Here is a 26,034-nt window from a genome sequence, read left to right as displayed (position 1 = left end):
TAAATGAAACAAACACAACGTCACAACGGTATTATCGAACTGGTTAAACAGCAGGGTTATGTCAGTACTGAAGAGCTGGTAGAGCATTTCTCCGTCAGCCCGCAGACTATTCGCCGCGACCTCAATGAGCTGGCGGAGCAAAACCTGATCCTGCGTCACCATGGCGGTGCGGCGCTGCCTTCCAGTTCGGTTAACACGCCGTGGCACGATCGCAAAGCCACCCAGACCGAAGAAAAAGAGAGGATTGCCCGCAAAGTGGCGGAGCAAATCCCCAACGGCTCGACACTGTTTATCGATATCGGCACCACGCCGGAAGCGGTGGCGCACGCGCTGCTTAATCACAGCAATTTGCGTATTGTCACCAACAATCTCAATGTTGCTAACACGTTGATGGTAAAAGAAGATTTCCGCATTATTCTCGCCGGTGGCGAATTACGCAGCCGCGATGGCGGGATCATTGGCGAAGCGACGCTCGATTTTATCTCCCAGTTCCGCCTTGATTTCGGCATTCTGGGGATAAGCGGCATCGATAGCGACGGCTCGCTGCTGGAGTTCGATTACCACGAAGTTCGCACCAAGCGCGCCATTATTGAGAACTCGCGCCACGTTATGCTGGTTGTCGATCACTCGAAATTTGGCCGTAACGCGATGGTCAATATGGGCAGCATCAGCATGGTAGATGCCGTCTACACCGACGCCCCGCCGCCAGTAAGCGTAATGCAGGTGCTGACGGACCATCATATTCAACTGGAGCTGTGCTGATCCTGCACGGCTTCCCACGTCAGACCAAAACGCGCCAGGTATTTGCGTAGCCGATCCGCGTCATTGACGCTGGCTTTGCCCTGGCGCGAAACATCAAAAAGCAGGCGTCCGGCAGCGGAAAGCGACTTTGCCTGGCGACAGAGAGCTATCACGTGTTCCAGTTGCAGCCTGTCAAAAAGGTCGATGTTTTCTGCCTCTGCGCCCAGCAACGCCGTAAGCGCGGAGGGGCGGCTCTCCTGCCAGTTATAGCGCAGACGGTTTATCTCATCTTCAACCACGTCCAGAGTGATGCGTCCGCTAGTGGCAAAGGTGGCCATCCGCGTGACGCTGGCAGAAAGTTCGCGAAAGTTACCGCGCCATGTTGCCTGGGGAGAGGTCGCAAAAGCCAACCAGGCGCGCCGCGCTTCGGTGTTAAAACGCACGCTGTCGCCAGTGAGTGTGGCGTGGCGCTCCACTTCATAATCAAGGTTCGGTTCAATATCTTCCTGGCGCTGGCGTAGACCCGGCAGGGTGAAGGTCCAGAGATTGATCCGCGCGTACAGATCTTCGCGAAATTTGCCTTCGGCAACCAGCTGGCGCAAATCGCGCACCGTTCCGGCGATAAGCTGAAAATCACTGCTCACCTGGCGATCGCTGCCAAACGGGTAAAAGGTTTTCTCTTCAATGGCTTTTAGCAGCATTGCTTGTTCGTCTGCGCCCAGTTCGCCAATCTCATCAAGAAACAACATTCCGCCGTTGGCGCTGCGTAATAAACCTTCACGAGATTCCCGCGCCCCGGTAAACGCGCCTTTTACATGACCAAACAGCGTCGACATGGCGGTATCGCCGCGCAGGGTGGCGCAGTTCACTTCCACAAACGCGCCGCTAAACTGATGCCGCGCCTGTTTTAACTCGAAGATGCGTCGCGCCAGAAATGACTTGCCCGCGCCGGTTGGACCGTTAAGCAGAATCGGCGCGCGGGATTTGATCGCCACTTTTTCGATCTGCTCAATCATGCGGTTGAAGTGGGGGTTACGCGTGGCAATGCCGGACTTAAGAAAATCAAGCGTTTGCTGGCGTTCCTCGGCAAAGCGGCTGGCGATGGCGTTATAACGGCTTAAATCGAGATCGATAATCGTCACTTCACCTGCGCCGCGCGGCTGTTCTTTTTTGCGCGGAGGTGAAGATTGTATCAGCCGGGCGGGCAGGTAACGCGCTTCCGCCAGCAGAAACCAGCAAATCTGCGCGACGTGGGTGCCGGTGGTGATGTGAATTAAATAGTCTTCTTTTTCTGGCTGAAACTCGTAACCACGGGCGAAATCATGCAGGCAGGCGTAAACCTCTTCGAAATCCCACGGGTTATGCAGTTCAATCTCAACGCCCACGACTTCTGTTTCTGGCGAAACGCTGGCGATATCGCGTTTAAGCGTTTCGAATAGCGAGCGCGAGCGGGTGTCGTGCAACAATTCCAGCCGATCGATGACTAACGATTCTTGCTGGCATAAACAAAGCGTCGGACGCCATTTCGACCAGCGCTGACTGCCGCGTCCGGCATAATCCAGCACGGTACCGACAAAGCCAAAAGCCACTGTTTTACGCATCTTAGATATCCTTATAAAAGACGATATTTCATTATCGGTGAATTGGTTTTGTGGAAAATCTCCGTTTACGGACGTAAAGATTTAACCTATTTAAAAACAATGAATTAAAAAATTAATCTGCTTATTTAATTTTCTGGCACAACGGTTGCAATTATCACGACAGCAAACAACGAAAAGAGAAAAACAAAATGAATTACGAATTACTGACCACTGAAAATGCCCCGGTAAAAATGTGGACCAAAGGCGTGCCGGTAGAAGCCGATGCGCGTCAGCAACTTATTAATACGGCGAAGATGCCGTTTATTTTCAAACATATTGCGGTAATGCCTGATGTACACCTGGGTAAAGGTTCCACCATTGGTAGCGTGATCCCGACCAAAGGGGCGATTATTCCGGCGGCGGTGGGCGTGGATATTGGCTGTGGAATGAACGCGCTGCGTACCGCGTTAACGGCGGAAGACCTGCCTGAAAACCTGGCAGAGCTGCGTCAGGCGATTGAAATGGCCGTGCCGCACGGGCGTACCACTGGCCGTTGTAAACGTGATAAAGGCGCATGGGAAAACCCGCCTGTTAACGTCGATGCGAAATGGGCTGAGCTTGAAGCCGGTTATCAGTGGTTAACGCAAAAATATCCGCGTTTCCTTAACACTAACAACTATAAACACCTGGGAACGCTGGGAACGGGTAACCACTTTATTGAAATCTGCCTTGATGAGTCAGACCAGGTGTGGATTATGCTGCACTCCGGTTCACGCGGAATTGGTAACGCCATCGGGACTTACTTTATCGATTTGGCACAAAAAGAGATGCAGGACCAGCTTGAAACGTTGCCATCGCGCGACCTGGCGTACTTTATGGAAGGTACGGAATACTTTGATGATTACCTAAGAGCCGTGGCCTGGGCGCAGCTTTTCGCCAGCCTTAACCGCGATGCGATGATGGAAAACGTGGTAACGGCGTTGCAGAGCATTACGCAGAAAACGGTCAGACAGCCACAAACGCTGGCGATGGAAGAGATCAACTGTCACCACAACTATGTGCAAAAAGAACAGCACTTTGGTGAAGAGATCTACGTGACGCGTAAAGGCGCGGTGTCTGCGCGTGCTGGTCAATATGGAATTATTCCCGGTTCGATGGGAGCAAAAAGCTTTATCGTCCGTGGGCTGGGAAATGAAGAGTCGTTCTGTTCGTGCAGCCACGGTGCCGGGCGGGTAATGAGCCGTACTAAAGCGAAAAAACTGTTCAGCGTGGAAGATCAAATTCGTGCCACCGCGCATGTGGAATGCCGTAAAGATGCCGAAGTGATCGACGAAATCCCGATGGCGTATAAAGATATTGATGCGGTGATGGCGGCACAAAGCGATCTGGTGGAAGTTATCTATACCCTGCGTCAGGTGGTGTGCGTAAAAGGATAAATGATGAAAAGGATGATTGCGCTGGATGGCGCACAGGGCGAAGGTGGCGGGCAGATCCTGCGCTCGGCGCTGAGCCTGTCGATGATAACCGGCCAGCCATTTACCATCACCAGCATTCGTGCCGGGCGGGCGAAACCGGGGCTGTTGCGCCAGCATCTGACCGCGGTAAAAGCGGCTGCGGAAATTTGTAGGGCAACGGTGGAAGGCGCGGAGCTGGGGTCGCAGCGTCTGGTCTTCCGGCCTGGCACCGTGCGCGGCGGCGAGTACCGCTTTGCTATCGGTAGTGCCGGAAGCTGTACGCTGGTGCTGCAAACGGTGCTGCCCGCGCTGTGGTTTGCCGATGGACCTTCGCGTGTTGAAGTGAGCGGAGGCACCGATAACCCGTCGGCCCCGCCTGCGGATTTTATCCGCCGGGTGCTGGAGCCGCTGCTGGCGAAAATAGGAATTCATCAGCAAACCACGCTGTTACGTCACGGTTTTTATCCTGCCGGAGGCGGCGTGGTGGCAACGGAAGTCTCGCCCGTGGCATCGTTTAACACCTTGCAACTTGGCGAGCGCGGGAACATTGTGCAGATGCGTGGAGAAGTTCTATTAGCTGGTGTGCCGCGCCATGTTGCTGAGCGTGAAATCGCTACACTGGCGGGGAGTTTTTCCCTGCATGAACAGAATATTCATAACCTGCCGCGCGACCAGGGGCCGGGTAATACCGTCTCGCTGGAAGTCGAAAGTGAAAATATCACTGAACGCTTTTTCGTCGTCGGTGAAAAGCGCGTCAGTGCCGAGGTGGTAGCCGCGCAGTTAGTGAAAGAGGTGAAACGCTACCTGGCAAGCCCGGCGGCGGTGGGGGAATATCTCGCCGACCAACTGGTACTGCCGATGGCGCTGGCGGGCGCGGGAGAATTTAAGGTCGCCCATCCTTCATGCCATCTGCTGACCAATATCGCGGTGGTGGAGCGTTTCTTGCCGGTGCGGTTTGGTTTGATAGAAACAGATGGCGTAACGCGGGTGAGTATTGAATGATGTAAAGATGTAAACCGGATCCAATGCATTATCCGGCTAAACTCACACCCCATAACCCATCATCTTCAGCAGTTTCTGCGCGTGCTGCACGGCAGCCTGACGGTGGGCGACGCCGAGTTTTTGGTACAGATTGCGGATATGCGTCTTGATGGTGGTTGCCGCCACTTCCAGTTCACCCGCTATTTGCTCATTGCTGTAACCGGAGTAAATCAGCCCCAGGACCTGCCATTCACGTTGGGTCAACGGGCTGGTGCGGATCAGTTCTGGCACTTCCGGATGATTCAGCAGACGTTCAACGAAATTCTCATCGAAATGGGCGAATTTATGCCGATGATGTTGATTGATTTCTCGCAGAATACGCTGTGCGCGATGCTGTTCCAGTTCCGGCAGCGTATTGAGTTGAATCAGCTGGCGCAGTTGTTGCGCCATCGCTTCGCCTTCGATGACAAAATGGCTGATAAATCCGGTGCGATTCGCCAGTTTTAATGCGTCCAGCAACACGCGCTGGGCGTCACTTTTACGTCCGGCCTGCCAGTACAGTTGATTAAGCAGCAACAGGTTACGGTTGAGATCGCTCATCAACCGCAGACTGCGGGCATTTTCATTGAGTTCTTCGAGAACAATTTCCGCAGGTTCAAACTCGCCCAGCAAGATTTGTGCGCGGGCAATGTTGCGCCATTGACCTTGCAGGAAGTGGTTGTTCGCAAACTCCGGTTTAGCCGTATGACGCAACCAGTTGGCAGCGGCGGCTTTATCGCCGGTCATTTGCCAGTAAATCACCCGGACTTTGTTGGCGTTAGAGATCCAGTCGCTGTGATATTTGCCATTCCCCAGCAGGTTTTCCAGACGGTTCAGCTGGCTACGGGCGTTATCTAAATCACCACGGGCCAGCGAGCATTGAATCAACATTGCCAGGCACTGAAGCTGTTGCTGTGGCTGATAAGACGACAAGACTTCAATCCCGCTACGCGCCGACGCTTCGGCTTCATCCAGCCGTGCCCAGGCCCATAACAGTTGTGCTCGGATGCGCACCAGAAACTCATGCATCGGCAGCTGTTCCAGATGTTGCTCGTTGATCAGCTGGAACGCTTTTTCCTGTGTTTCCCACGCGGTTTGCAGGAACCCTTGGGCAAACAGAATTTCACTTTGCTGGATTAAACTCCATAAGGCGTAGTGCCAGACGTCGTGCTGGCGTGCCATCTGTTCGGTTTGCTGCATTAGCGCCAGTGAGCGGGTCAATTCGCCTTTGCAGTGCAGCACTTCACCCAGCACCGAGGTTGCCACAATGCGGCTATAGAACCAGCCCGGCGGCAGCTCTTCCAGTGCCAGTTTTGCCAGCCGTTCCGCTTCATCCGGATTACCATCGTTAATCGCCACCTGGGCGCGCAGAGCGTTAAATTCTGCGTGCATGGTGCCTTCTCTGATGTCCTTGATTTCATGTTCAGCACGGGCTAGCAGGGTGTTAACTTCGCCATAGCGATGTTGGCTTTGCATTAGCCACGCCTGCAATAACACTAACTGCGGATTTTCCAGCAAACTGTCCCACGGCAGGGCCTTAAGCGACTCTTCCAGCAGCGACAGTTCGCTATGGTTGAACAAACTCCAGGCGTGATTAAGCAGAATATCGCGCAGCATCAGCGCATCGCCTGCCGCCAGCGCATGATGAATCGCTTCGCTGGGAAATCCCTGGGCCATCCAGCTTTCTGCGGCGGCACGGTGGATTTCCGGCAGCTCCGCCGCCAGTTCCCACTGGCAGCGCTGGCGCAGGAAGTTGCCAAACAGCGGGTGATAGCAGAACCACTCGCCGGTATCATCCATCCGCTGTAAAAACAGCCCCTGACGCTCAATCTCTTCGAGGCGCATTTGCCCGTTTTCTTCGCCGGTCACACGGGTGATGAGTGCATCGTTCATTGAGCGCAAAATGGCGCTTTTCAACAGAAAATGGCGCGTTGCGAGATCGACGTTATCCAAAACCTCATCGACCAGATAATCCGAAAGATGGCTGGCATTGATTCCCGCCAGGCGGCGTGCCGACTTATGGGCTGAGTGGGTATTCTGCCGGGCGGAGAGGGCGATTAGCTGTAGTGCCGTCGCCCAACCGGAAACGTCATGGCAAATCCGACTGCTTTCTGCGGCTTCAATCGGCGATGACAGACGGCAATCAAAAAACTGCTTCGCTTCCTGATGGGTAAATGCCAGTTGCTGACTGCCAATTTCCAGCAGTTGATCACGAACACGCAGATTGGCAATGCCCAGTTGCGGAAGGTTGCGTGACAACACCACCAGGGTGAGATTTTCTGGTTGATGGCGAATAAAGAAGCGCATTGACTCGTGGATCACTGGATTAGTGATCAGATGATAGTCATCGATGACCAGATAAAGTGGGCTATGCCATTCCGCCAGCTCAATGAAAAGCTGGGCGAAGAGTGACGTCAGGCTGGCATATTGCCGTTTTTGCGCCATCGTCTCACATATCGCACAGTGACCGTTGGTTGCCTGCTGCACGGCGGCAATGAGATAGCTGGCGAAACGCTCTTGCTGGTTATCACCTTCATCCAGCGAGTACCAGCCGATATCGTTTTTGCCTGCCGCCCACTGGGAAATGAGGGTGGTCTTTCCGTAGCCCGCAGGACTCGTGATCAGCGCCAGCCGGAAGTTGTTCGCGCCGGAAAGTTTAGCCAGCAGGCGCTCACGAACCACGGTATGGTCGAGTCGAACCGGACGACTTAGTTTTGACGGAATCAGCATAGTTAATCACTTCACTGTGGAAAATGAGGAAATATTATTTTTTTTGCGCTTCGTAATTAATGGTTATAAGGTCGGCCAGAAACCTTTCTAATGCAAGCGATGACGTTTTTTTATGTGTCTGAATTTGCACTGTGTCACAATTCCAAATCTTTATTAACAACTCACCTAAAACGACGCTGATCCAGCGTGAATACTGGTTTCCCTTATGTTCATCAGATTCATTTAAGCAAGGGTTTCTTCTTCATTCCTGATGAAAGTGCCATCTAAAAAGATGATCTTAATAAATCTATTAAGAATGAGATGGAGCACACTGGATATTTTACTTATGAAACTGTTTCACTCCTTTACTTAATTTATAGAGTTACCTTCCGCTTTTTGAAAATACGCAACGGCCATTTTTTGCACTTAGATACAGATTTTCTGCGCTGTATTGCATTGATTTGCTGCTAATCCTGTGGTTTGCACTAGCTTTAAGTGGTTGAGATCACATTTCCTTGCTCATCCCCGCAACTCCTCCCTGCCTAATCCCCCGCAGGATGAGGAAGGTCAACATCGAGCCTGGCAAACTAGCGATAACGTTGTGTTGAAAATCTAAGAAAAGTGGAACTCCTATGTCACAACCTATTTTTAACGATAAGCAATTTCAGGAAGCGCTTTCACGTCAGTGGCAGCGTTATGGCTTAAATTCTGCGGCTGAAATGACTCCTCGCCAGTGGTGGCTAGCAGTGAGTGAAGCACTGGCCGAAATGCTGCGTGCTCAGCCATTCGCCAAGCCGGTGGCGAATCAGCGACATGTTAACTACATCTCAATGGAGTTTTTGATTGGTCGCCTGACGGGCAACAACCTGTTGAATCTCGGCTGGTATCAGGATGTACAGGATTCGTTGAAGGCTTATGACATCAATCTGACGGACCTGCTGGAAGAAGAGATCGACCCGGCGCTGGGTAACGGTGGTCTGGGACGTCTGGCGGCGTGCTTCCTCGACTCAATGGCAACTGTCGGTCAGTCTGCGACGGGTTACGGTCTGAACTATCAATATGGTTTGTTCCGCCAGTCTTTTGTCGATGGCAAACAGGTTGAAGCGCCGGATGACTGGCACCGCAGTAACTACCCGTGGTTCCGCCACAACGAAGCACTGGATGTGCAGGTAGGGATTGGCGGTAAAGTGACGAAAGACGGACGCTGGGAGCCGGAGTTTACCATTACCGGTCAAGCGTGGGATCTCCCCGTTGTCGGCTATCGTAATGGCGTGGCGCAGCCGCTGCGTCTGTGGCAGGCGACGCACGCGCATCCGTTTGATCTGACTAAATTTAACGACGGTGATTTCCTGCGTGCCGAACAGCAGGGCATCAATGCGGAAAAACTGACCAAAGTTCTCTATCCAAACGACAACCATACTGCCGGTAAAAAGCTGCGCTTGATGCAGCAGTACTTCCAGTGTGCCTGTTCGGTAGCGGATATTTTGCGTCGCCATCATCTGGCGGGGCGTAAACTGCACGAACTGGCGGATTACGAAGTTATTCAGCTGAACGATACCCACCCAACTATCGCGATTCCAGAACTGCTGCGCGTGCTGATCGATGAGCACCAGATGAGCTGGGATGACGCCTGGGCCATTACCAGCAAAACTTTCGCTTACACCAACCATACCCTGATGCCAGAAGCGCTGGAACGCTGGGATGTGAAACTGGTGAAAGGCTTACTGCCGCGCCATATGCAGATTATTAACGAAATTAATACTCGCTTTAAAACGCTGGTGGAGAAAACCTGGCCGGGCGATGAAAAAGTGTGGGCCAAACTGGCGGTGGTGCACGATAAACAAGTGCATATGGCGAACCTGTGTGTGGTTGGCGGTTTCGCGGTGAACGGTGTTGCGGCGCTGCACTCGGATCTGGTGGTGAAAGATCTGTTCCCGGAATATCACCAGCTATGGCCGAACAAATTCCATAACGTCACCAACGGTATTACCCCACGTCGCTGGATCAAACAGTGCAACCCTGCACTGGCGGCTCTGTTGGATAAATCACTGCAAAAAGAGTGGGCTAACGATCTCGATCAGCTGATCAATCTGGAAAAATTCGCTGATGATGCGAAATTCCGTCAGCAATATCGCGAGATCAAGCAGGCGAATAAAGTCCGTCTGGCGGAGTTTGTGAAAGTTCGTACCGGTATTGAGATCAATCCACAGGCGATTTTCGATATTCAGATCAAACGTCTGCATGAGTACAAACGCCAGCACCTGAATCTGCTGCATATTCTGGCGTTGTACAAAGAAATTCGTGAAAACCCGCAGGCTGATCGCGTACCGCGCGTCTTCCTCTTCGGCGCGAAAGCGGCACCGGGCTACTACCTGGCGAAGAATATTATCTTTGCGATCAACAAAGTGGCTGACGTGATCAACAACGATCCACTGGTTGGCGATAAGTTGAAGGTGGTGTTCCTGCCGGATTATTGCGTTTCGGCGGCGGAAAAACTGATCCCGGCGGCGGATATCTCCGAACAAATTTCGACTGCAGGTAAAGAAGCTTCCGGTACCGGCAATATGAAACTGGCGCTCAATGGTGCGCTTACTGTCGGTACGCTGGATGGTGCGAACGTTGAAATCGCCGAGAAAGTCGGTGAAGAAAATATCTTTATTTTTGGTCATACCGTGGAACAAGTGAAGGCTATTCTGGCCAAAGGCTACGACCCGGTGAAATGGCGGAAGAAAGATAAGGTGCTGGACGCAGTATTGAAAGAGCTGGAAAGCGGTAAATACAGCGACGGCGATAAGCATGCCTTCGACCAGATGCTGCACAGTATCGGCAAACAAGGCGGCGATCCGTATCTGGTGATGGCGGATTTCGCAGCCTATGTTGAGGCACAAAAGCAGGTGGATGTGCTGTACCGCGACCAGGAGGCCTGGACTCGCGCGGCGATCCTCAATACCGCCCGCTGCGGTATGTTTAGCTCGGATCGCTCTATTCGCGATTATCAGGCTCGTATCTGGCAGGCAAAACGCTAAGGAAGCTCGATGGAAAGCAAACGTCTGGATAATGCCGCGCTGGCGGCGGGGATTAGCCCCAATTACATCAATGCCCACGGTAAACCGCAGTCGATTAGCGCCGAAACCAAACGGCGTTTGCTTGACGCGATGCATCAACGTACCGCCACGAAAGTGGCGGTAACGCCAGTCCCGAATGTCATGGTTTATACCAGCGGCAAAAAAATGCCGATGGTGGTGGAGGGCAGCGGCGAATATAGCTGGCTGCTGACCACCGAAGAAGGAACACAGTACAAAGGCCATGTAACGGGGGGCAAAGCGTTCAATCTACCGACGAAGCTGCCGGAAGGTTATCACACGCTGACACTCACCCAGGACGACCAGCGCGCGCATTGCCGGGTGATTGTCGCCCCGAAACGCTGTTACGAACCGCAGGCGTTGCTGAATAAACAAAAGCTGTGGGGTGCCTGCGTTCAGCTTTATACGCTGCGATCGGAAAAAAACTGGGGTATTGGGGATTTTGGCGATCTCAAAGCGATGCTGGTGGATGTGGCAAAACGTGGCGGGTCGTTCATCGGCCTGAACCCGATTCATGCGCTCTATCCGGCAAATCCGGAGAGTGCCAGCCCATACAGCCCGTCTTCTCGCCGTTGGCTGAATGTGATTTATATCGACGTTAACGCCGTTGAAGATTTCCATCTTAGCGAAGAGGCTCAGGCCTGGTGGCAGTTGCCGACCACGCAACAGACGCTGCAACAGGCGCGCGATGCCGACTGGGTCGATTACTCCACGGTTACCGCCCTAAAAATGACAGCATTACGAATGGCGTGGAAAGGTTTCGCGCAACGTGATGATGAGCAGATGACCGCGTTTCGCCAGTTTGTTGCAGAGCAGGGCGACAGCCTGTTCTGGCAGGCAGCCTTTGATGCGCTACATGCCCAGCAAGTGAAAGAGGACGAAATGCGCTGGGGCTGGCCTGCATGGCCAGAGATGTATCAGAACGTGGATTCACCAGAAGTGCGTCAGTTCTGCGAAGAACATCGTAATGACGTCGATTTTTATCTCTGGTTGCAGTGGCTGGCTTACAGCCAGTTTGCCGCCTGCTGGGAGATAAGCCAGGGCTATGAAATGCCGATTGGCTTGTATCGTGATCTGGCGGTTGGCGTAGCGGAAGGTGGGGCGGAAACCTGGTGTGACCGTGAACTATATTGCCTGAAAGCGTCGGTTGGCGCGCCGCCGGATATCCTCGGCCCGTTGGGGCAGAACTGGGGATTACCGCCAATGGACCCGCATATCATCACCGCGCGTGCCTATGAACCGTTTATCGAGCTGTTGCGTGCCAATATGCAAAACTGCGGCGCATTACGAATTGACCATGTGATGTCGATGCTGCGTTTGTGGTGGATACCGTATGGCGAGACGGCAGATCAGGGCGCGTATGTTCACTATCCGGTGGATGATCTGCTCTCGATTCTGGCACTCGAAAGTAAACGTCATCGCTGTATGGTGATTGGTGAAGATCTCGGTACCGTACCGGTAGAGATTGTCGGTAAGCTGCGCAGCAGCGGTGTGTACTCCTACAAAGTGCTCTATTTCGAAAACGACCACGAGAAGACGTTCCGTGCACCGAAAGCGTATCCGGAGCAGTCGATGGCGGTTGCGGCGACACATGACCTGCCTACGCTACGCGGTTACTGGGAGAGCGGGGATCTAACGCTGGGCAAAACCCTGGGGCTGTATCCGGATGAAGTGGTACTGCGCGGTCTGTATCAGGATCGCGAACTGGCGAAGCAAGGGCTGCTGGATGCACTGCATAAATATGGTTGTCTGCCAAAACGTGCCGGGCATAAGGCATCGTTGATGTCGATGACGCCGACGCTGAACCGTGGTTTGCAGCGCTACATTGCCGACAGTAACAGTGCTCTGTTAGGACTACAGCCGGAAGACTGGCTGGATATGGCCGAACCGGTGAATATTCCTGGCACCAGTTACCAGTATAAAAACTGGCGACGCAAGCTTTCCGCAACGCTTGAGACGATGTTTGCCGATGATGGCGTGAACAAGTTGCTGAAGGATTTGGACAGACGGCGCAGAGCTGCAGCGAAGAAGAAGTAGAGTGCGGTTGATGCCGGATGCGATGCATCCGGCAGTCAGTGTTATCAAATCACCATATTCAGCAGCAGACAGCCTACCAGACCGCACACCGAGATAATGGTTTCCAGCATCGACCAGGATTTGATGGTCTCGCCGATAGTCAGGTTAAAGTACTCTTTGAACAGCCAGAAGCCCGGATCGTTCACATGAGAGAAAATCACACTACCGGAACCCACCGCAATAACCATCAGCTCTGGGCTAACACCCGTCGTTGCAATCAGCGGTGCCGCGATACCACCCGCAGTGATTGCCGCAACGGTTGCGGAACCCAGCGCGATACGCAGTACGGCAGCAATCGACCAGGCCATCAGCAGCGGAGAAATGTTGGTTTCGTGCATCATGGAAGCAATGTATTTGTCCACGCCGCTGTCTACCAGCACCTGCTTGAACGCACCGCCACCACCGATGATCAACAGCATCATCGCAATGATTTTGATGGAAGAAACCAGCGTGTCGTTAATCTGATCCATTGAACGACCACGGTTCAGACCAAAGGTGAACATCGCAATCAGCACGGCAATCAGCGTTGCCATTACCGGGTCACCGAGGAACTCCGCTACCGGCAGGAAAGCGTGACCTTTCGGCAGGATCATTTCGGCAATCGCACGCATCGCCATCAGCACAACCGGCACCAGAGAAGTCCAGACGCTGACGCCAAAGCTCGGCATCTCTTCTTCGCTGAAGGTTTTCGCGCTGTAGAGACCTTCCGGGATTGGCTTATCGATACCTTTCAACACGCGAGCGTAAACCGGACCGGCGAGAATCACGGTCGGGATTGCCAGAATAGTACCGTACAGCAGGGTTTTACCCATATCGGCATTGAAAATGGTGGCAATCGCAGTCGGGCCCGGATGCGGTGGCAGGAAGCCGTGGGTCACAGACAGTGCAGCCGCCATTGGTACACCAACATACAGCAGTGGAATATTCGCGGAAGCCGCGATGGTAAACACCAGAGGCAGCATCAGCACGAAGCCCACTTCATAGAACAGGGCAAAACCAACGGTAAAACCGGTTAACACCACCGCCCACTGGATGTGCTTTTTACCAAATTTGGCAATCAGCGTGGTGGCGATACGTTGTGCGCCACCGCAGTCTGCCAGCATTTTGCCCAGCATTGCGCCAAAACCCATGATCAGGGCAAGGCTACCGAGCGTCCCGCCGACACCGGCTTTGATGGAGCCAATAACTTTATCCAGCGGCATTCCTTGCATTAATCCAACAGCAAGCGCCACGAGGACGAGAGCGATGAAGCCGTTCATTTTGAAGCGGATCATCAGGAGCAACAACAAGATTACACCGATAGCAACAATGACTAATGGCATGATTTACCTGGCCTTTCATTTGTTATGGGTAACGTCAATTTTCTGACGACAAACTCTAATTATCCCAATCGGGAACAGAGATATTGCGGCACCACGACTGATACCCACTAAAACTAATTATTGTAGTCAGATGTCAGGAGTATGTTTGGTACCCATGTGAATGATACGGGTAACATCTGGCGTTTGAGAATCACCAGAGCGGGGTAAATTTAAATTATGAGAGGTTGGTCATATTATCGCGGGGAAACGAAGGGAGGGATTTGCCAAAGCAATGCTGTGCCAACGTCTGGCACATGTTCAACGTAGGCCCGAAATGACGCTTTAGCGTCGCATCGGGCAATCTACAAAAGAGGGGATAACTTAGTAGTAGGAGTGTTCGCCGCGCTGGTGTTCGGTGAGATCGCGCACACCTTTCAGCTCCGGGAATTCGTTCAGCAGCTGCTTCTCGATCCCTTCTTTCAGCGTCACATCGACCATGGAACAACCGTTACAGCCGCCGCCAAATTGCAGAATGGCGTAACCGTCTTCTGTGATTTCCATCAGCGAAACGCGACCACCGTGACCAGCAAGCTGTGGGTTGATCTGCGACTGCAGCATATACTCCACGCGCTCCATCAGCGGTGCATCGTCTGCCACTTTACGCATTTTGGCGTTCGGGGCTTTCAGCGTTAACTGAGAACCCAACTGGTCGGTAACAAAGTCGATCTCTGCATCTTCCAGGTATGGTGCGCTTAACTCATCAACATACGCGGTCAGCAGGTCAAATTTCAGGGCAGTGTCGGTGGCTTCCACGGCATCCGGCGGACAATAAGAAACACCACATTCAGCGTTAGGCGTGCCAGGGTTAATCACAAATACGCGGATTTGTGTCCCTTCTTCCTGATTTGCCAGCAGTTTGGCAAAGTGCGCTTGTGCAGCATCGGAAATACGGATCATAGTAATGGCCTAATAGTTGACTATTTTAGTTGGTTATAATACGCCCATCATCGAGGCTCTACAAGGTTCGACAAAGGCACCAGACCTGGACAGTCGCCGCACCATTGCGTAAAAGCAACTGCGCAATCTCTGCGACGGTACTTCCGGTGGTAACGACATCATCCACAATCACCATATGGCGACCTTGCACGGGCAATTCAAGACGAAAGGCATTTTTCAGGTTGCGCTTGCGCAGCCGGGCACTGAGAAAATGCTGGGTCGCAGTGGCCCGTGTACGTGTGACGGCTTCGCTATCCCATTGGCAGTGCAACCAGCGTGATAACGGCTGACACAGCAAATCGCTCTGATTAAATCCCCGACGCCAGTGACGCCGCTGCCATAACGGAACGCTGATGATGCGATCCGGCAATTGCAACCCGGTGGTGCGACGAGCGTGCAAGACTTCCAATAGTAACAGACGTGACAGGGCGCTGGCGATTTCACTGCGCCGGGAAAATTTAAGCTGGTGGATGAGCAGACTTAACGGCGGCGCATAGTCGGCAACTGTGACCAGTCTTTGCCAGGGCGGCGGTTTTTGCAGGCAGCGACCGCAGGGAAGATGGGAGTGTGTGGCGGGTAATCCACATTGTGGGCATAACGTTTTATCTGTGCGGGTGGCGCGTGAACAGACCGAACAAATCCCCCAATGACCTAACGCCAGTGGCATTCGGCATAGCCAGCATAATCCCGGTACTGTTAGCATATGTTCATCCTTGTAAGTCAAAAGAGAACAATAGCGGATGAATAACATCTGGTGGCAGACCAAAGGTCAGGGGAATGTTCATCTTGTGCTGCTGCACGGATGGGGACTGAATGCCGAAGTGTGGCGTTGCATTGACGAGGAACTTAGCTCGCATTTTACGCTGCACCTTGTTGACCTGCCCGGCTTCGGGCGTAGCCGGGGATTTGGTGCGCTGTCACTTGCTGATATGGCCGAAGCCGTGCTGCAACAGGCACCTGATAAAGCCATTTGGTTAGGCTGGAGTCTGGGCGGGCTGGTGGCAAGCCAGATTGCGTTAACCCATCCCGAGCGTGTTCAGGCGCTGGTCACCGTGGCGTCGTCACCTTGTTTTAGTGCTCGTGACGAGTGGCCGGGGATAAAACCGGACGTGCTGGCGGGATTTCAGCAGCAACTCAGTGATGATTTTCAGCGTACAGTGGAGCGGTTCCTGGCGTTACAAACCATGGGCACTGAAACGGCGCGCCAGGATGCGCGGGCGTTGAAGAAAACCGTTCTGGCGTTACCGATGCCGGAGGTTGACGTGCTTAATGGCGGGCTGGAAATCCTGAAAACGGTCGATCTCCGTCAGCCGCTGCAAAACGTGCCCATGCCGTTTTTGCGATTGTATGGCTATCTCGACGGTCTGGTGCCGCGCAAAGTGGTGCCGATGCTGGATAAACTTTGGCCTCACAGCGAATCATATATCTTCGCCAAAGCGGCCCATGCGCCGTTTATTTCGCATCCGGTCGAGTTTTGTCACCTGCTGGTGGCGTTGAAGCAGAGGGTGTAGGCAACTTTTGAAATGGCGAGACAGAAATTTACTGGCTCGCCGCAGCCAACTCTTCTTCTGACACCCCGGTAAAGCGCATGATGTCTGTAAGAGGGACTCCGGATTCAAGCATTATTTTGGCTATATGCAGGGCTTTGGATTGTTCCCCCTCCTGCCGCAATCTTTCCGCAATTGTCATTAAACTCTCCTTGTGTTTCGGTGAACGTTCGGCAACGCCGTCGATAAAATCGTTAAAACGTACCGCGTCGCCGGTTTGCAGTATGTAATTAAACAGCCCTTTGATTTGTCTGTCATTAGCGTATCCACTACTTAATAAGCAGGCCATTTGCTCTACCAGCCCCATCAGGTCGCGTTGACGAATATGTTTTTGAATTAACTCCAGCAGCGCCATACGTCGGTGCTGCATGATTTCATCATCAGGCATGACGGTGACATCAATCAGCGGAAATGCGGAGGCATAAAGCTGCCTTGCCAGTTTGGGATCGGCGAAACAATCCAGCCAACACAGCGAATAGGGATAGGGGCTTTCAATACCGTGGTAAAACAACAATAGCACCACCATCGGCAACGTTTTGTATCCAGCATCAAGGTGATTTTGCATTGCGGCAATAGCGTAACGCATCATGCGAAATGCGATCAGTTTGTTTGAGGTGCTTTGATGTTCAATCAGACAATAGATGTATCCTGGTCCTTGTTCCGTTTTCACCGACCACAGCACATCGGAATAGCTTTCACGCAGATCGTCATCAATAAAGCTGCTCGACTCCAGCTTGAGGGTTTTCATATCACAGAGCGCGTGAATGGGGGCCGGTAAATGGAACGCAAGAAAATCGCGAGCCGTGTCCGGTTGGCGTAAAAAGAGTTTGAACAGCGCATCATGTGGGGTGGAACTCTGCTTTTTACTCATGGCGTTCCTTCACCTGTTGTTTGAATGCCGCGACTCTACGCGCCACTCCACATCTGTGCATTAGCGAGTTTTCATCCCTGCGAGATGCTTTCAAAGGAACTTACGCCGTGCTGCAAGAGTTGCATTTTTATGGAAAGCCGCACGCAAAAAAGCCCGGATGCAGACGCATACCGGGCTTTCCAAAACAGGCGATGGAGTAAGGTTAACGCAGCGCCCACCACTCGCGCAGACAGGCTTTTCCTTCCGGGCAGCTTTTACAACTGCCAGAGAGGCAGCCGTCAGGTTCTTCCTGAATCCGCACGGCTTTGCCCATACTTTCCAGTTGTTGCAGCATGGCGTTAATCATTGGCTGTGGAGTGTTCAATGTCTGGCTTATCTGGGCCGCTTCCATACGGCCCCGTAACGCCAGCAAATCGCGCACCTGAATAAGTGAAGCCATTAATGGCAATCACCGGTGGTGCTGGCTGCGCAGCAACTGCTTACCGACTTGCGGGTTGCCAGCAGTTCGATATCCACCCGGCTACGCGCGCGGCGCAGCAGACCGATAACCACGATGTTAAACAGGATAACCGCCAGAATGCACACCAGGCTGTAAGTTGGGTGCTGACTGTAGCTGGCGACCTGATAGAACAATGTTGCCAGCGAGTAAGCGATATTCAGCCCCCACAGGATGGAGAAGCCCATCCAGCCACGGCTTGATTCACGGGCGATGGCTCCCATCACCGAGATACATGGTACATACAGCAGGACGAAAATCAGGTAGCTGTAAGCTGCTGCTGCGCTACCGAATTTCTGATCCATCACGCCCATCGCCCCGGTACCCATTTCGCCGTCGCCTTTGCTGGCTTCAATGGGGTTCATCAGTACGCTAAGGCTGAAGGTGTCTTTCAGGCTCTGCCAGGTTTCATCTATCGCACTGAACAGCTCTTCACCGAGGTTAAACTCTGCCGGATTGAACTCTTCGTCCTGAATATTTTCTGCGGTGTAGAGGGTGTTGAGCGTACCCACTACCACTTCTTTCGCCATGGCACCTGTAAACAGGCCAACCGTTGCCTGCCAGTTATCTTCATGCACGCCAATTGGCTTGAAGACCGGGGTGATCACCCGGCTGACGGACGCCAGCGCCGAGTCGTTGATGTTATCGACGATTTTCCCGCTCAGCGAGAAGCTGTTGAAAGCGCTCAGGAAAATGCTGACGATGATGATCACTTTACCAGCACGCAGAACGAAGCCTTTCAGACGCTGCCAGGTCTGGATAATCAGGCTTTTAACGTGTGGTACATGATAGACCGGCAACTCCATGACAAACGGCGTCGCTTCACCGCGCATGATGGTGTACTTGAGCATCAGGCCAGTCAGCACCGCCATCACAATACCCAGCATATACAGCGAGAAGACCGCCAGCGCACCGTTCTGCCCGAAGAAGGCAGCCGCGAATACTGCGAAGATAGCCAGACGCGCGCCGCAGGACATAAACGGTGCCATCATGATGGTCATCAGACGTTCACGCGGTGCATCAAGCGTACGTGCACCCATTACCGACGGTACGTTACAACCGAAACCGACGATCAGCGGCACAAAGGATTTCCCCGGCAAGCCCAGCGCCTGCATCAGACGGTCCATCACAAACGCCGCACGCGCCATATACCCGGAGTCCTCAAGGAAGGAGAGGAACAGGTACATCATGCCAATCTGCGGCACCAGTGGCAGCACGGTGTTAATGCCGCCACCCAGGCCCTGGGCGAGGAAGATAGTCAGCCAGTCCGGGAAGTGGAGCGTGTAGCCAATCCATTGAATACCATGCACAAATAGCGCCACGGAGCCGACGTCAAACAGCGGCTGTAACGCCCCGCCGATGTTGATAGCCAGCAGGAACATCAGGTACATCACAAAGAGGAAAATCGGCAGACCGAGGAAACGGTTGAGCACGATTTTATCTACCGCAGTGGTGAAACGGCTGGGTTCTGCCGTCAGGGTGTTGCTTACCACATCACAGATGGCAGCAATGCACTGGTAACGCGCATCGGCAATGTGCAGCGCCGGATCGTCCATCTCATTACGCAGACGGGCGAGGGCGGCATCCAGATGCTGCGACGCTTCACCGGCGTAGGCGCGGCTGTAGATATCGCCTTCCAGCATTTGCAGGCCCAGCCAGCGACGTTGTTTCAGCGGGATGTCGGAAGGCATCACTTTTGCCAGTGAATCTGCTTCGTTGAGTAGCGGCTGTGCGTAATGCACCAGTTCCACATTCTCGTTAGCTTTATAGCGATCAATCGCCAGCTTGAGCGCTTCAATACCGCGACCACGGGTTGAAACCAGCGGGATCACTGGGCAGCCAAGACGCGCCGACAGAGCATCAATTTCAATACGAATATTTTGCTTCTCGGCAATGTCGAGCATGTTCAGTGCCACGATGCAGGGAATGCCGAGTTCCAGCAGTTGTAGCGTCAGGTACAGGTTACGCTCAAGGTTAGACGCATCCACCACGTTAATCAGCAGGTCGGCGTCGCCACTCAAAATGTAGTGACAGGCGATTTGCTCATCGAGCGAGGTCTGCGATGAGATGGTGGTCAGAGAATAGGTGCCGGGCAGGTCCACCAGCGTGACCTGATGATCGGTGGTGGAGAATTGCCCTTCTTTACGTTCGACGGTAACGCCAGCCCAGTTACCTACACGCTGACGTGCGCCAGTGAGCTGGTTAAATAAGGTTGTCTTGCCAGAATTTGGATTACCAATTAAGCCTATGGTTAATTTTTTCATTGTTGTTATCACCGTATTAACAGGAAACCGCTTCCACTTCTAATAAGGCCAGATCTTTTTTGCGTAATACCAGGCTCACACGACGGGTTTCGATATGAATGGGGTCGCCGAGTGGAGCGACGCGCACCACATTAAAAGAGGAGCCAGGTAACATGCCAAGAGAAAGCAGTTTTTGGCGATATGCCGGGCTGATTTCACGGGAAAAGCCAGTGATTTTCCACGCAGTATCTGGAGTGTATTGCATAGGTGCCTACTTGTTTCTCATTAACTGGATAACTACCTCATGGGGCGTTTGACAGCGACATGAGACCAGATGATTTGCCAACAAAGGAGAGATTAAATAATCAACAACACAATGATAATGAGAATGGTTTCTATCAGCAATACTTAAAATGTGTGCGAATGTTGGTTTGAATAATAATCTGACTCAATGTTGATGTGGCTCAAGGTTATATCGCAGCGAAAATATAATTCGAATAGCGAATTACCAGGACTGGCTAATGTTTAATTAAGGTTTCAGTTGTTAATGAAGTGATAAATGTTGCCGGAATATATTGTGAGTTTGGCTGTGGAATAAAAATGCCGGAGATATTCTCCGGCACTTTTATGTCAGACAAGGCGTTCGTTGCCAGATGCGGCGTGGACACCTTATCGCGCAGGTTTAGGGGTCAATCAGGGCGTTTAACGTTTTTTGCCCATTGCTGCCGCCAGCGCGTCCATCATCGCGCTGTTACCGGCAGGCTGCGCTTCACGTCCGCGCGGTTTGGCTGCCGGGCGGTTGTTTTGCGGGCGTTCATTACCGCCGCCGCGACGGGCGTTGGTTTCGCCAGGCTGCTCGTCCAGACGCATGGTCAGGGCGATACGTTTACGCTGAAGATCCACTTCCAGCACTTTCACCTTCACAATGTCGCCCGCTTTCACCACGGTATGCGGATCTTCTACAAACTTGTTCGACAATGAAGAGATGTGAACCAGGCCGTCCTGATGCACGCCGATATCGACAAACGCGCCAAAGTTGGTGACGTTGGTCACCGCACCTTCGAGGATCATACCCGGTTGCAGGTCGTTCATTGTCTCGACGCCATCGGCAAACTGAGCGGTTTTAAATTCCGGACGCGGATCGCGACCCGGTTTTTCCAGCTCTTTGATGATGTCAGTTACTGTCGGCACACCGAATTTTTCATCAGTAAAGTCAGACGCTTTCAGGTTACGCAGTTCGCTGCTGTTACCCATCAGATCTTTCAGTGCCTGCTGTGTTGCTGCCAGAATGCGTTCCACCACCGGATAGGCTTCCGGGTGGACGGTAGACGCGTCCAGCGGGTTATCACCATGGTTAATGCGCAAGAAGCCCGCGCACTGCTCGAAGGCTTTCGGCCCCAGACGGCTCACTTTCAGCAGTTGCTGACGGTTCTGGAACTGACCGTTCTCATCGCGCCAGGCCACGATGTTTTGCGCCATCATGCGCGTCAGGCCCGCCACGCGGGTTAACAGCGGAACAGAAGCAGTGTTGAGATCGACGCCAACGGCGTTTACGCAGTCTTCTACTACTGCGTCCAGTTTGCGGGCCAGTTGCGTCTGGCTGACGTCATGCTGATACTGACCTACGCCGATAGATTTCGGATCGATTTTCACCAGCTCCGCCAGCGGATCCTGCAAACGGCGGGCGATAGACACCGCGCCACGCAGCGAAACGTCGAGATCCGGAAACTCCTGCGCTGCCAGCTCGGAAGCCGAGTAAACCGACGCGCCAGCTTCGCTGACGATCACTTTCTGTGCGGTCACTTTCGGGAACTGCTTCTGCACGTCGAGATAGAAACGTTCGGTTTCGCGGGAAGCTGTACCGTTGCCGATCGCCACCAGTTCAACGTTATGCTTTTCACACAGCGCAGCAACAGTCATCGCTGCTTTTGCGGCTTGTCCGGTGTGCGGGTAAATGGTATCGGTCGCTACCAGTTTGCCAGTGGCATCGACCACCGCCACTTTTACCCCAGTACGCAGACCCGGATCGAGGCCCATCGTTGCACGCAGTCCGGCAGGGGCCGCCATCAGCAGATCGTGCAGGTTACGGGCAAAGACGTTGATTGCTTCATCTTCCGCGCGTTCGCGCACGGTACCCATCAGTTCGGTTTCCAGATGCATCAGCACCTTGATGCGCCAGGTCCAGCTCACTACGCCTTTGCGCCAGCTATCCGCCGGGGCATTGTTCAGGCGCAGGCCAAGGTGATCCATGATGATTTGCTCGCAATAGCTCTCTTTGGGCGGCTCATCGAACTGCGGATCGGCATTCAGCGAAAGCTGGAGTACGCCTTCGTTACGCCCACGGAACATCGCCAGCGCGCGGTGAGAAGGCACCGTGGACAACGGTTCGTGATGATCGAAATAGTCGCGGAATTTTGCCCCTTCCTCTTCTTTACCGCTCACCACGGTTGAGACCAGATGCGCGTTCTTCCACAGATAATCACGCACTTTTGCCAGCAGCGCGGCATCTTCGGCAAACCGTTCCATCAGGATATAGCGCGCGCCGTCCAGCGCGGCTTTGGTATCTGCCACGCCTTTATCGGCATCAACATATTGTGCAGCGGCGACTTCTGGCGTGTGTGACGGATCGCTCCACAGCAGGTCAGCCAACGGCTCAAGCCCTGCTTCAATGGCGATTTGCCCGCGGGTGCGGCGTTTAGGTTTGTAGGGCAGGTAGAGGTCTTCGAGTTCGGTTTTGCTTAAGGTGGCGTTGATGGCATTCGCCAGCTCGTCAGTGAGTTTGCCTTGCTCGGAAATGGATTTGAGGATCGCCTGACGTCTCTCTTCCAGTTCGCGCAGGTATCCCAGACGCGTTTCCAGATTACGCAGCTGCGTGTCATCCAGACCGCCGGTGATTTCCTTACGATAACGTGCGATAAACGGCACGGTATTCCCTTCGTCAAGCAGGCGAACGGCAGCGTCAACCTGTTCCGGGCGCGCCTGAATTTCACCCGCAATAATGCGGCAGAACGAATCATTCATCATGGTTTGAGTTCATCTTTTCGGATCAAAAATCAGGGGATAGTTATACGGACTGGCTGGCAAAAATGCCAGCCATCGGCAGGAGGTTAAGACTCTTCCTTACGGTTTCACGTACTCGATAGCATTAACATACCAGCTCGCTTCCCCGGCAGGGGTATTCACCACCGCCAGATCGCCGACTTCTTTTTTCAGCAATGCGCGGGCCATCGGGGAATCGATAGAGATGTAATCTTTACGGCCAAAAATTTCATCGTAGCCGACAATACGGAAACGGTGAGTCACGCCATCGTCGTTTTCAATCTCCACCCATGCGCCAAAAAAGACCTTGCCTTCCTGCTGCGGGGAGTAATCGACGATTTTGAGATTTTCCATGCATTTAGTGAGATAGCGCACGCGACGGTCGATTTCACGCAGGCGCTTTTTATTATACTGATAGTCAGCATTTTCGCTGCGGTCGCCCAGACTTGCGGCCCAGGTCACCTTTTTTGTGACCTCCGGGCGTTCTTCACGCCAGAGATAATTAAGCTCTTGTTTGAGTTTTTCATACCCTTCCCGGGTAACCAGGGGCGTTTTCATCTCGTTGATTCCCTTTGTCTGTTTGATAATGCGCACATTGGGTATAACGTGATCATATCAACAGAATCAATAATGTTTCGCCGAATAAATTGTATACTTAAGCTGCTGTTTAATATGCTTTGTAACAATTTAGGCTGAAATTCATACCAGATTTAGCTGGTGACGAACGTGAGCTTTTTTAAGAATACACGCTTACAAATTGTTGCGAACCTTTGGGAGTACAAACAATGCAAGAGAACTACAAGATTCTGGTGGTCGATGACGACATGCGCCTGCGTGCGCTGCTGGAACGTTATCTCACCGAACAAGGCTTCCAGGTTCGAAGCGTCGCTAATGCAGAACAGATGGATCGCCTGCTGACTCGTGAATCTTTCCATCTTATGGTACTGGATTTGATGTTACCTGGTGAAGATGGCTTGTCGATTTGCCGACGTCTTCGTAGTCAGAGCAACCCGATGCCGATCATTATGGTGACGGCGAAAGGGGAAGAAGTGGACCGTATCGTTGGCCTGGAGATTGGCGCTGACGATTACATTCCAAAACCGTTTAACCCGCGTGAACTGCTGGCCCGTATCCGTGCGGTGCTGCGTCGTCAGGCGAACGAGCTACCAGGCGCACCATCACAGGAAGAGGCGGTAATTGCTTTCGGTAAGTTCAAACTTAACCTCGGTACGCGCGAAATGTTCCGCGAAGACGAGCCGATGCCGCTCACCAGCGGTGAGTTTGCGGTACTGAAGGCACTGGTCAGCCATCCGCGTGAGCCGCTCTCCCGCGATAAGCTGATGAACCTTGCCCGTGGTCGTGAATATTCCGCAATGGAACGCTCCATCGACGTGCAGATTTCGCGTCTGCGCCGCATGGTAGAAGAAGATCCAGCGCATCCGCGTTACATTCAGACCGTTTGGGGCCTGGGCTACGTCTTTGTACCGGACGGCTCTAAAGCATGAGGCGATTGCGCTTCTCGCCACGAAGTTCATTTGCCCGTACGTTATTGCTCATCGTCACCTTGCTGTTCGCCAGCCTGGTGACAACTTATCTGGTGGTGCTGAACTTCGCGATTTTGCCGAGCCTCCAGCAGTTTAATAAAGTCCTCGCGTACGAAGTGCGTATGTTGATGACCGACAAACTGCAACTGGAGGACGGCACGCAGTTGGTTGTGCCTCCCGCTTTCCGTCGGGAGATCTACCGTGAGCTGGGGATCTCTCTCTACTCCAACGAGGCTGCCGAAGAGGCAGGTCTGCGTTGGGCGCAACACTATGAATTCTTAAGCCATCAGATGGCACAGCAACTGGGCGGCCCGACGGAAGTGCGCGTTGAGGTCAACAAAAGTTCGCCTGTCGTCTGGCTGAAAACCTGGCTGTCGCCCAATATCTGGGTACGCGTGCCGCTGACCGAAATTCATCAGGGCGATTTCTCTCCGCTGTTCCGCTATACGCTGGCGATTATGCTATTGGCGATAGGCGGGGCGTGGCTGTTTATTCGTATCCAGAACCGACCGTTGGTCGATCTCGAACACGCAGCCTTGCAGGTTGGTAAAGGGATTATTCCGCCGCCGCTGCGTGAATATGGCGCTTCGGAGGTGCGTTCCGTTACCCGTGCCTTTAACCATATGGCGGCTGGTGTTAAGCAACTGGCGGATGACCGCACGCTGCTGATGGCGGGGGTAAGTCACGACTTGCGCACGCCGCTGACGCGTATTCGCCTGGCGACTGAGATGATGAGCGAGCAGGATGGCTATCTGGCAGAATCGATCAATAAAGATATCGAAGAGTGCAACGCCATCATTGAGCAGTTTATCGACTACCTGCGCACCGGGCAGGAGATGCCGATGGAAATGGCGGATCTTAATGCAGTACTCGGTGAGGTGATTGCTGCCGAAAGTGGCTATGAGCGGGAAATTGAAACCGCGCTTTACCCCGGCAGCATTGAAGTGAAAATGCACCCGCTGTCGATCAAACGCGCGGTGGCGAATATGGTGGTCAACGCCGCCCGTTATGGCAATGGCTGGATCAAAGTCAGCAGCGGAACGGAGCCGAATCGCGCCTGGTTCCAGGTGGAAGATGACGGTCCGGGAATTGCGCCGGAACAACGTAAGCACCTGTTCCAGCCGTTTGTCCGCGGCGACAGTGCGCGCACCATTAGCGGCACGGGATTAGGGCTGGCAATTGTGCAGCGTATCGTGGATAACCATAACGGGATGCTGGAGCTTGGCACCAGCGAGCGGGGCGGGCTTTCCATTCGCGCCTGGCTGCCAGTGCCGGTAACGCGGGCGCAGGGCACGACAAAAGAAGGGTAAATAAAACGGGAGGCGAAGGTGTCT

The 26,034-nt window shown here is 53.2% G+C and carries 19 protein-coding genes; 8 read left to right on the top strand and 11 right to left on the bottom strand.

Going from position 1 to position 26,034, the window contains the following annotated elements:
• Positions 1 to 3: 3 nt before the first annotated feature.
• Complete coding sequence (locus tag ACJHXA_RS07205; protein WP_000815099.1) at positions 4 to 762, top strand: DeoR/GlpR family transcriptional regulator; 759 nt, start codon at positions 4 to 6, stop codon at positions 760 to 762.
• On the opposite strand, the gene rtcR is transcribed toward ACJHXA_RS07205, so the two are convergent.
• Positions 744 to 2,342: a DNA-binding transcriptional regulator RtcR gene (gene rtcR, locus ACJHXA_RS07200; protein ID WP_001232966.1), complete on the bottom strand. Its 1,599-nt coding sequence runs from the start codon at positions 2,340 to 2,342 to the stop codon at positions 744 to 746. The genes ACJHXA_RS07205 and rtcR overlap by 19 nt on opposite strands.
• A gap of 188 nt (positions 2,343 to 2,530) precedes the next feature.
• Between rtcR and rtcB the strand changes: the two genes are divergently transcribed.
• Both rtcB and rtcA read left to right on the top strand, forming a co-directional pair.
• The gene (gene rtcB / locus ACJHXA_RS07195; protein WP_001105493.1) at positions 2,531 to 3,757 is read left to right on the top strand and encodes an RNA-splicing ligase RtcB; all 1,227 of its coding nucleotides are present in this window, start codon (positions 2,531 to 2,533) and stop codon (positions 3,755 to 3,757) included.
• A 3-nt stretch (positions 3,758 to 3,760) separates the two neighbouring features.
• Complete coding sequence (gene rtcA, locus ACJHXA_RS07190; protein ID WP_001341929.1) at positions 3,761 to 4,777, top strand: RNA 3'-terminal phosphate cyclase; 1,017 nt, start codon at positions 3,761 to 3,763, stop codon at positions 4,775 to 4,777.
• Positions 4,778 to 4,819: 42 nt separating this feature from the next.
• Here rtcA and malT read toward each other — a convergent pair whose 3' ends face one another.
• A complete protein-coding gene (malT, locus tag ACJHXA_RS07185; protein WP_000906995.1) occupies positions 4,820 to 7,525 on the bottom strand; it encodes an HTH-type transcriptional regulator MalT in 2,706 nt (901 codons plus the stop codon).
• Between the two features lie 611 nt (positions 7,526 to 8,136).
• Between malT and malP the strand changes: the two genes are divergently transcribed.
• Together malP and malQ are read left to right on the top strand one after the other, a co-directional pair.
• On the top strand, positions 8,137 to 10,530 hold the full coding sequence (malP, locus tag ACJHXA_RS07180) for a maltodextrin phosphorylase (RefSeq protein WP_000081909.1): 2,394 nt from the start codon (positions 8,137 to 8,139) through the stop codon (positions 10,528 to 10,530).
• 9 nt (positions 10,531 to 10,539) lie between these two features.
• Positions 10,540 to 12,624, top strand: coding sequence for a 4-alpha-glucanotransferase (gene malQ / locus ACJHXA_RS07175; protein WP_000444354.1), 2,085 nt, complete (start codon positions 10,540 to 10,542; stop codon positions 12,622 to 12,624).
• A gap of 44 nt (positions 12,625 to 12,668) precedes the next feature.
• Here malQ and gntT read toward each other — a convergent pair whose 3' ends face one another.
• The 3 genes from gntT to gntX all read right to left on the bottom strand — a co-directional run bounded on the left by gntT (position 12,669) and on the right by gntX (position 15,663).
• On the bottom strand, positions 12,669 to 13,985 hold the full coding sequence (gntT, locus tag ACJHXA_RS07170) for a gluconate transporter (RefSeq protein WP_001131758.1): 1,317 nt from the start codon (positions 13,983 to 13,985) through the stop codon (positions 12,669 to 12,671).
• Between the two features lie 360 nt (positions 13,986 to 14,345).
• Entirely contained in the window at positions 14,346 to 14,921 is a 576-nt protein-coding gene (nfuA, locus tag ACJHXA_RS07165; RefSeq protein WP_000619389.1) for a Fe-S biogenesis protein NfuA, read from the bottom strand.
• A gap of 58 nt (positions 14,922 to 14,979) precedes the next feature.
• Positions 14,980 to 15,663 (bottom strand): DNA utilization protein GntX, encoded by a 684-nt coding sequence (gene gntX / locus ACJHXA_RS07160; protein WP_001297265.1) that lies wholly within the window; start codon positions 15,661 to 15,663, stop codon positions 14,980 to 14,982.
• Between the two features lie 37 nt (positions 15,664 to 15,700).
• On the opposite strand from gntX, the gene bioH reads away from it, so the two are divergent.
• Positions 15,701 to 16,471, top strand: a complete 771-nt coding sequence (gene bioH, locus ACJHXA_RS07155; RefSeq protein WP_001060069.1) for a pimeloyl-ACP methyl ester esterase BioH — start codon at positions 15,701 to 15,703, stop codon at positions 16,469 to 16,471.
• 28 nt (positions 16,472 to 16,499) lie between these two features.
• Here the strand turns inward: bioH and rpnA are convergent, their stop codons facing one another.
• The 6 genes from rpnA to greB all read right to left on the bottom strand — a co-directional run bounded on the left by rpnA (position 16,500) and on the right by greB (position 23,714).
• Positions 16,500 to 17,378 (bottom strand): recombination-promoting nuclease RpnA, encoded by an 879-nt coding sequence (rpnA, locus tag ACJHXA_RS07150; protein WP_000039057.1) that lies wholly within the window; start codon positions 17,376 to 17,378, stop codon positions 16,500 to 16,502.
• A 202-nt stretch (positions 17,379 to 17,580) separates the two neighbouring features.
• Positions 17,581 to 17,817: a [Fe-S]-dependent transcriptional repressor FeoC gene (gene feoC / locus ACJHXA_RS07145; RefSeq protein WP_000157586.1), complete on the bottom strand. Its 237-nt coding sequence runs from the start codon at positions 17,815 to 17,817 to the stop codon at positions 17,581 to 17,583.
• A complete protein-coding gene (feoB, locus tag ACJHXA_RS07140; RefSeq protein WP_000737007.1) occupies positions 17,817 to 20,138 on the bottom strand; it encodes a Fe(2+) transporter permease subunit FeoB in 2,322 nt (773 codons plus the stop codon). Before feoB ends, feoC begins: the two co-directional genes overlap by 1 nt.
• Before the next feature lie 16 nt (positions 20,139 to 20,154).
• Positions 20,155 to 20,382: a ferrous iron transporter A gene (feoA, locus tag ACJHXA_RS07135; RefSeq protein ID WP_001200455.1), complete on the bottom strand. Its 228-nt coding sequence runs from the start codon at positions 20,380 to 20,382 to the stop codon at positions 20,155 to 20,157.
• 437 nt (positions 20,383 to 20,819) lie between these two features.
• Complete coding sequence (locus tag ACJHXA_RS07130) at positions 20,820 to 23,141, bottom strand: Tex family protein (RefSeq protein WP_000980692.1); 2,322 nt, start codon at positions 23,139 to 23,141, stop codon at positions 20,820 to 20,822.
• Positions 23,142 to 23,237: 96 nt separating this feature from the next.
• Complete coding sequence (gene greB / locus ACJHXA_RS07125; protein WP_000856744.1) at positions 23,238 to 23,714, bottom strand: transcription elongation factor GreB; 477 nt, start codon at positions 23,712 to 23,714, stop codon at positions 23,238 to 23,240.
• Positions 23,715 to 23,941: 227 nt separating this feature from the next.
• On the opposite strand from greB, the gene ompR reads away from it, so the two are divergent.
• Together ompR and envZ are read left to right on the top strand one after the other, a co-directional pair.
• On the top strand, positions 23,942 to 24,661 hold the full coding sequence (gene ompR, locus ACJHXA_RS07120; RefSeq protein WP_001157751.1) for a two-component system response regulator OmpR: 720 nt from the start codon (positions 23,942 to 23,944) through the stop codon (positions 24,659 to 24,661).
• On the top strand, positions 24,658 to 26,010 hold the full coding sequence (gene envZ / locus ACJHXA_RS07115; protein WP_001253696.1) for a two-component system sensor histidine kinase EnvZ: 1,353 nt from the start codon (positions 24,658 to 24,660) through the stop codon (positions 26,008 to 26,010). The genes ompR and envZ overlap by 4 nt, the downstream gene beginning before the upstream one ends.
• Positions 26,011 to 26,034 lie beyond the last annotated feature (24 nt).

It is taken from the genome of Escherichia sp. WS33, assembly GCF_046486385.1.
Taxonomy (GTDB): Bacteria; Pseudomonadota; Gammaproteobacteria; order Enterobacterales; family Enterobacteriaceae; genus ECMA0423.
This window is presented reverse-complemented; position numbering and strand designations above follow the sequence as displayed.

What these genes read in the sequence shown, in the direction of transcription:
- ACJHXA_RS07205 (WP_000815099.1), top strand. Translation starts at nt 4, where the DNA reads ATGAAACAAACACAACGTCACAACGGTATTATCGAACTGGTTAAACAG.
- rtcR (WP_001232966.1), bottom strand. Translation starts at nt 2,342, where the DNA reads ATGCGTAAAACAGTGGCTTTTGGCTTTGTCGGTACCGTGCTGGATTAT.
- rtcB (WP_001105493.1), top strand. Translation starts at nt 2,531, where the DNA reads ATGAATTACGAATTACTGACCACTGAAAATGCCCCGGTAAAAATGTGG.
- rtcA (WP_001341929.1), top strand. Translation starts at nt 3,761, where the DNA reads ATGAAAAGGATGATTGCGCTGGATGGCGCACAGGGCGAAGGTGGCGGG.
- malT (WP_000906995.1), bottom strand. Translation starts at nt 7,525, where the DNA reads ATGCTGATTCCGTCAAAACTAAGTCGTCCGGTTCGACTCGACCATACC.
- malP (WP_000081909.1), top strand. Translation starts at nt 8,137, where the DNA reads ATGTCACAACCTATTTTTAACGATAAGCAATTTCAGGAAGCGCTTTCA.
- malQ (WP_000444354.1), top strand. Translation starts at nt 10,540, where the DNA reads ATGGAAAGCAAACGTCTGGATAATGCCGCGCTGGCGGCGGGGATTAGC.
- gntT (WP_001131758.1), bottom strand. Translation starts at nt 13,985, where the DNA reads ATGCCATTAGTCATTGTTGCTATCGGTGTAATCTTGTTGTTGCTCCTG.
- nfuA (WP_000619389.1), bottom strand. Translation starts at nt 14,921, where the DNA reads ATGATCCGTATTTCCGATGCTGCACAAGCGCACTTTGCCAAACTGCTG.
- gntX (WP_001297265.1), bottom strand. Translation starts at nt 15,663, where the DNA reads ATGCTAACAGTACCGGGATTATGCTGGCTATGCCGAATGCCACTGGCG.
- bioH (WP_001060069.1), top strand. Translation starts at nt 15,701, where the DNA reads ATGAATAACATCTGGTGGCAGACCAAAGGTCAGGGGAATGTTCATCTT.
- rpnA (WP_000039057.1), bottom strand. Translation starts at nt 17,378, where the DNA reads ATGAGTAAAAAGCAGAGTTCCACCCCACATGATGCGCTGTTCAAACTC.
- feoC (WP_000157586.1), bottom strand. Translation starts at nt 17,817, where the DNA reads ATGGCTTCACTTATTCAGGTGCGCGATTTGCTGGCGTTACGGGGCCGT.
- feoB (WP_000737007.1), bottom strand. Translation starts at nt 20,138, where the DNA reads ATGAAAAAATTAACCATAGGCTTAATTGGTAATCCAAATTCTGGCAAG.
- feoA (WP_001200455.1), bottom strand. Translation starts at nt 20,382, where the DNA reads ATGCAATACACTCCAGATACTGCGTGGAAAATCACTGGCTTTTCCCGT.
- ACJHXA_RS07130 (WP_000980692.1), bottom strand. Translation starts at nt 23,141, where the DNA reads ATGATGAATGATTCGTTCTGCCGCATTATTGCGGGTGAAATTCAGGCG.
- greB (WP_000856744.1), bottom strand. Translation starts at nt 23,714, where the DNA reads ATGAAAACGCCCCTGGTTACCCGGGAAGGGTATGAAAAACTCAAACAA.
- ompR (WP_001157751.1), top strand. Translation starts at nt 23,942, where the DNA reads ATGCAAGAGAACTACAAGATTCTGGTGGTCGATGACGACATGCGCCTG.
- envZ (WP_001253696.1), top strand. Translation starts at nt 24,658, where the DNA reads ATGAGGCGATTGCGCTTCTCGCCACGAAGTTCATTTGCCCGTACGTTA.